We start from the raw sequence: 6495 nt of genomic DNA, 5'->3' as shown, positions 1-6495 counted from the left end.
AAAGCGCGCCGCTTAGTGATAAGCCACGCGATTTCCCGTCTGGGCGCACAGGCTGTAAGGCTTGCATCGCAAGCCAACAGCCTGGCAGTCAACGCGGCAGCAGGCCCAAATCCGGCGAAACCCTCCGGGCCGGGTCGATTTTTGGGGCATGGCGTCGTTAGGGTTCGCTTATTTAGCTCGCTAAACTGCACTCACCCTGCCTCACCCTGCCCCAAAACTCGGCCCGGCGCGACCGGAAACAAAACGTCAACAGAGCCTAAGGCAACCGTGTCGGCCCTGCCAGGATTGGGTGGGGTCCGAAGTCGGGGATGCGGGGTGGGTCGGCAGCCAGGGCGCGGCGGGCTTCGTCGAGGGCGGCTGTGAGCTGGGGGTCGCGGCCGGCAGCGTAGTCCTGCGGCGCGATGTCCACGTCGATCTGTGGTTCGGTACCGTAGTTTTCGACGCTGAAACCCACATCGCGGAACCAGAAAGAGAATTCCGGTTGCGTGGTTTCCGTGCCATCCACCAAGTCGTGGGTAGGATGAATGCCGATCACGCCCCCCCAGGTGCGGCGACCAATCAGCTTGCCCAGGTTCATCAGCTTGAAACAGTGCGAGAACATATCGCCGTCTGATCCGGCATGCTCGTTGGTGATGGCAACCATTGGTCCGAATGGCGAATCGTGCGGATAGGGTGCCGGGGCGCCCCAGCGTTGCAGGTCATAACCCAGACGTTTGCGTGCCAGCTTTTCGAGTAGCAGCGGCGAAACATGGCCGCCGCGATTGAAGCGCACATCAACGATCAGGGCTTCCCGTTCGATCTCGGTGTGATAGAGGCGGTGAAATTCGGCAAAGCCTTGCGCGCCCATGTCGGGGATATGCAGATAGCCGATACGGCCGCCGCTTTCGGCGTGCACCCGAGCCCGGTTGGCCTCGACCCAGTCGCGATAACGGGCAGGGACTTCGTCGCTGAGGGTTTTGACGACGATGTCGCGTGGCTGGCTGCCATCGTGATTGGCAACGGTCAGTACCACTTTGTTGCCGCGCTGTTTAACCAGCCGTGCGCCGGGTGGGGTATGGGCATCCAGCGGCTGGCCGCCTATTGCCAGCAGGCGATCACCCAGTTTGATCTGAACGCCGATGCCGGCCAGGGGCGAGCCGGCTTTGGGCTTCCAGCCATCGCCCTGCACGATGCGATCGACACGGTAGCAGCCGGCATCGCTATCCCAGAAGAAATCGGCGCCCAGATGACCCAGCGAGACATAGGGGGGCTCGCGGTAGTCGCCTTCAAATTCGTAGCAATGCGAGGTACCGAGTTCACCTTGCAGCTCCCAGACGAGATCGGAGAACTCCCCACGGCTGCCGATGCGTTCGACCAGCGGCGCATAGCGCTGGTACATCGCCGGCCAATCGATGCCGGACATATCGGCCACCCAGAACTGGTCACGCTGCAGGCGCCAGACTTCACGCAGCATCTGTCGCCATTCAGCGCGCGGATCAACGGATACGCGCAGGCGATCAAGGTCGATCCAGCCCGTCTTGCGGTTGCAATCATCGCTATCGTCTTCGTCGTCATCGGGTTTCTCGCCGGCCTTGAGCACGCGCAGCTGGTCTTCGCTCTGATAGGCCAGCGTGCTGCCATCAAGTGACAGCATGAAGCCATCGACTTCATCGAGAAGTCGCTTGCGTTCCTGTTCGGCAAAGTCATAGCACTCCAGCACGCCCTGCGCGTCGTCTTCGCCGTGGCCTCCTTCCCCGGTGCTTCCTGCAACCGGAAATACCGTCCAGAGGGCTTTACCCTTGATGCCGGCAATCTGCCCGTAGATGCCTTCCTTGACCGGAAATGCGGCGATACGACCTTCGATGCCATCAAGTTCTATGGCGATGGGATGATCCGACTCTTCCTCCTCGTCGTCAGACTTGGCCTCGTCGGGACCATGCGGCAGGGGCTCGAAAGGCTGGGGGACATCGCGCCGCAGCGCCACCAGATAGGGTTTGGCGCCGCGTGGGAAATTCAGGTCGAAATACATGCTGTCGTAAACCGGATCGAAAGTCCGATAGGACAGGAAGTAAAGGAAATTGCCTTCGGGGTCGAAGGCCGGGCAGTAATCCTTGAATTCGGGCCGGGTAATCAGCCGGGTGTGGCCGGTGGCCAGCTCGGCCAGTTTGATCGACTGCGTGCGGGCCGTGGCCGGAAATTCATAGGCCAGCCAGAGCCCATCCGGCGACCAGGCAAAGTGGTTGATGCGGCCAAAGGCGCTGGTGTCGAGGGTTGTGGTCTGCCGTGTATCAAGATCCACCATCAGCAGTTGATTGCGATGATTGGTCAGCGCCAGTCGATTGGCTTTGGGGGATACCTGCAGGTTGAGTACCCGGCCCAAATCGGCATCCAGCACGTCGCGGCTGCCATCGGTATTGAAAAGTTCGAGCCGTTCTTCGCCGGTTTCGTCCGAGATTGCAATCAGGGTCTTGCCGTCATGCAGCCACTGCGGATGGCGATAGCGCACGCCATCGCCCATGCCGTACTGACGGGGCGCTTGCTCCCAACAGGGCAGGCTGAAGCACTTGCCGCGAATTTCAAGGGCCAGGCTATGGCCTTGCGGGTGAATCGACCAGCTGGCCAGAAATTCGGCCGGATCGACAAACTTGCGTGCGGCCTGTGCGCGTGCTGTGGCGACCTGGATATCAAGCTTGTGACTGGTGCCGCTGGCCGGGTCGAACAGCCAGAGGTCTCCGCCACACTGATAGACGATGCGACGGCCATCGCTGCGGGCCTGACGGGCGTAGTACTCGGTATGTTGGGTGTGGCGGGTCCGGTCACTGCCATCTTCGCGGCAGGAATAAAGATTGCCGACGCCTTCGACGTCTGAAATGAAGTAGAGCCGATCACCGATCCAGCAGGGGTTGGCGATATTGCCACCCAGCTGATCGAGCCGCTGGAATTCGCTGCTACCGGGCGGCGCAGTCCAGAGGGTGCCGACCCGCCCGCCACGATAGCGCTTCCAACGGGCGGGGTCTTCGCAGTTGCGGCCGATCACGCGTGCACCAGTGGGGCTGTGGGCCAGATCGCTGGCCAGCCCGAATGGCAACAGCTGGGGTAACCCGCCATCGGGGCTGATGCTGTACATCTGGTAGAAGCGGAAGAAGGGTTGGCCGTGGGTGCTGGAAAACAGGATGCGGCCATCGCTGGTCCAGCCGCGCACCCGCAGATCGGCACCCGTGTAGGTGAGGCGGCGGGTTTCGCCTCCTTGTGCTGGCATCAGGTAGACCTCGGGGTGGCGTTCGTCACGCGAGACGAAGGCCAGCCATTGACCATCCGGCGAGACGGCAGGGTAGGCGGGCTCACCCAGACCGGCAGTCAGGCGTCGGGCGTAGCCGCCACTGACAGGGACCGACCACAGGTCGTCGTCGCAGACAAAATAAACGGTGTCACCGTGCAAGGTGGGGTAACGCAGATAGGCAGTGTTATGCATTGTCTTATTCTTGATGGGCTTGAGACGCTGTTGACGGGCTTCTGTGCGGACAAAAGCACCTCAACAGAGTCTGAGGTGGCAAAGAGGGCTGGCGGCCTGTCGGACTTTCGATGCGCGGGCGGAATTCGCGGGTTGAACAGCCCAGTTTTGCTGGTTTTTTTGTTGCATAGGCTCACTATGCGCCTCAAAAACCAGCAAAACGGGTCTCGTTCTCCCGCGTTTCCGCCTGCGCGCCCGAAGGTCCGAAAGGCTGCTAGGCGCTGTTGACGTTTTTTCCGGACCGCAAATCTTGCGTCAACAGAGCCTAGCCCACTCTGCTGAAAAGCTTACTTCTTGGCCTGCTTGGCCTTGAATTCCTGAGCGGATTCCTCTGCGGCCTTCTGGATCTTCTGCATCATCGGGCCCATGCGCTGCTGGGTTTCGGCTACCGACTTTTGCATCAGCAGCGGCATTTTTTCGATGACGACCTTACCGGTGGGGCTTTGGTAGAAAGTGATCAGGCCATCTACGTCTTCCTGGGTCAGTGACTCTTTATAGATCTTCACGTAGATGGGCTTGTACTTATCCCAGGTCAGCTCGTCCTTGATGATGACGGCCATTTTCTTGGCGAAGCTATCCATGTATTGCTCGGCATCCTTGCGCTTTTCGGGCGGCAGGTTCTGGGCATCCATCATCTGGGTGAACATGGGTTTGATCATGCCGTTCACCTGATTGGAAATCGAGTCAACCAGACGTTTGGTCTGGGTGACTTCGAGCAGCTTCTCTACCGACTTGTCGCTGGGTGGGGCTGCCAGGGCAGACAGGGGGAGGAGGGCGATCAGGCCGGCAAGAATGAATTGGCGCACAGTATTCCTTTCGAGTTGTACGAGGTTGAATGCTCCATTTTGGGCTTTGCGGGCAGGCTTTGCTACTGAAAATCCGGTGCGCAACCAGAAAGCCCGAGCAGAAACACCTATGATGAGTGCAGATAAGCGCTTGTTTGCAAACAGGCTGTGCGGCGGTATTCAGGGCGCCGGGGCGCACCAGATTCGGAGTTGCTTGGCTCGAAAACCAGCAGAACTCTCCGGCCCGGCACCACCGGAAACAAAACCTCAGCAGAGCCTGGGCGGTGTGAACCTTGCCCACTGTTTGCAGCGGCCATTCAAAATGGGGTCGGGATAACGATTGATCGCGGTCGCACAGGAGGGGACTTGTGACCATGCTCGCTTTTCGCAGGGCGTTGTGCTGGCTGCTCCTGGCTTGGCTTGCCTGCGCGAGGGCGGAGCCTGTGCGCGCTGTCACCCTGCAACTGAAGTGGAAGCATCAGTTCCAGTTTGCTGGTTACTACATGGCCGAGGCCAAAGGCTACTACCGCGAGGCAGGCTTGACGGTGGCGATGGTCGAGGCCGATTCGCGTCATGACCCGGTATCGGAAGTGCTCAAAGGTCGAGCCGAATTCGGCACCGGAACCACCGATCTGGTCTTGCAGCGGGCACAGGGCAAGCCCGTGGTGGTGCTGTCGGTTCTGATGCAGCATTCGCCGCTGGCCATCATGGCGCTGGCCCGGTCTGGCATCGAGCATGTGCATGGTCTGGCTGGCAAACGCCTGATGCTGGAGCGCGATGCGGCCGAGTTGCTGGCCTATCTGAAGCGGGAGGGGCTGACGCCACCCCATATCACGCTGATCCCAACAAGTTTTGAAGTGGACGACCTGTTCAGTGGACGGGTCGAGGCGCAGGCCATCTACTCGACTGACGAGCCCTTCGAGGCGAGGCGTCGGGGCATTGAATACTTTTTGTTCTCGCCGCGTGCCGAAGGCATCGACTTTTATGGCGACAACCTGTTCACCCGACAGGATCTGCTCCAGAAAGAGCCGGAGCTGGTCAAAGCCTTTGTCGCCGCCAGCATGAAGGGCTGGCGCTATGCGCTGGAGCATCCTGATGAAGCGATCAATCTGATCTACCACCAGTACAGCCAGCGTAAGTCGCTGGATGCCCTGCGCTATGAGGCAGATGAGATGCGCAAGCTGATGATGCCCGAGCTGGTCGAGGTCGGTTACATGAGTCCCAGCCGTTGGCTGCATATTGCCAGTGTGTATCGCGAGCTGGGCTTGATTGGTGCCGAACCGGATATGGAAGGCTTCTTGTACTCGGCCAATGTTCCGCGTGTGCCGGCCCCTCCAGACCGGTGGCTGCTGGGCGGCAGCGTGCTTGGGCTGACGCTGCTGTTGCTGGCTTGGCTTGGCTGGCGCTGGCGGCGAAGGGTAAAGCGGCTGGAGGCCGCGCTGCTGCTGGCGCAATGCCATCAGACCGACATCGTGATCTACGATGGCCTGACAGAGTTATTCAATGAGCGCTTTCTTGGGCAGATGCTGCCGCGTGAGCTGATCCGCATGGGGCGCCGTGGATTGCCCTATTCGGTGTTACGTATCGAACTGGATAACCTCACGGCGGTGATTGAACGACAAGGCCGACTGAGGGCAGACAGCCTACTGCAGAATCTGGCCGACTATTTGCGGGATGGCTGCCGGCGCGGGGATGTGGTCTGCCTGCTTGAGGATGGTTCTTTCATTGTCTGTATGCCAGACACCTCCAGACCTGAGGCACAAGCCAAGGCAGAGGATCTGCGGCGTCGCATTTCGGCGACCAGCGCCCTGCAAGCGGGGTTTGTGGTGCCCACCACGGTGTCGATTGGCGTGGCGAGCTTTCCGGCAGATGCCCTGCAGGCGAGTTATCTGCTGGCGATGGCAGGGCACGCCCTGACCAAAGCCAAGGCGGCCGGCAAGGATCAGGTCGCGGTGGCGGACTAGGTGGTTAATGCCTATGGTTGGAGAAGCCTAGGCTCTGTTGACATTTTATTTCCGGATCGCGTTTCGTCGGATTTGGGCCTGATGCAAGGCGAAAAGCGCGCCGCTTAGTGATAAGCCACGCGATTTTTAACGCGGCAGCAGGCCCAAATCCGAAGAAACCCTCCGGGCCGGGTCGATTTTTGGGGCATGGCGTCGTTAGGGTTCGTTTATTTAGCTCGCTAAACCGCACTCACCCTGCCTCGCCCTGCCCCAAAAC

3 protein-coding genes are annotated in these 6495 nt (G+C 60.1%); 1 reads left to right on the top strand and 2 read right to left on the bottom strand.

The window, feature by feature from the left end; translation table 11 throughout:
• Positions 1–256: 256 nt before the first annotated feature.
• Both PZA18_RS23290 and PZA18_RS23285 read right to left on the bottom strand, forming a co-directional pair.
• Positions 257–3451 carry a S41 family peptidase gene (locus PZA18_RS23290; RefSeq protein WP_284103297.1) on the bottom strand — a complete coding sequence of 1065 codons (3195 nt, stop codon included), beginning with the start codon at positions 3449–3451 and terminating at the stop codon, positions 257–259.
• Between the two features lie 326 nt (positions 3452–3777).
• The gene (locus PZA18_RS23285) at positions 3778–4296 is read right to left on the bottom strand and encodes a DUF2059 domain-containing protein (RefSeq protein WP_284103296.1); all 519 of its coding nucleotides are present in this window, start codon (positions 4294–4296) and stop codon (positions 3778–3780) included.
• Between the two features lie 422 nt (positions 4297–4718).
• Here PZA18_RS23285 and PZA18_RS23280 point away from each other — a divergent pair, with 422 nt between their 5' ends.
• Complete coding sequence (locus PZA18_RS23280; protein WP_284103295.1) at positions 4719–6239, top strand: GGDEF domain-containing protein; 1521 nt, start codon at positions 4719–4721, stop codon at positions 6237–6239.
• Positions 6240–6495: the final 256 nt, after the last annotated feature.

The sequence above is a fragment of the Parachitinimonas caeni genome, from assembly GCF_030129945.1.
Taxonomy (GTDB): domain Bacteria; phylum Pseudomonadota; class Gammaproteobacteria; order Burkholderiales; family Chitinimonadaceae; genus Parachitinimonas; species Parachitinimonas caeni.
Note: the sequence above shows the minus strand (reverse complement) of the source record. Positions and strands in the feature narration are given on the sequence as shown.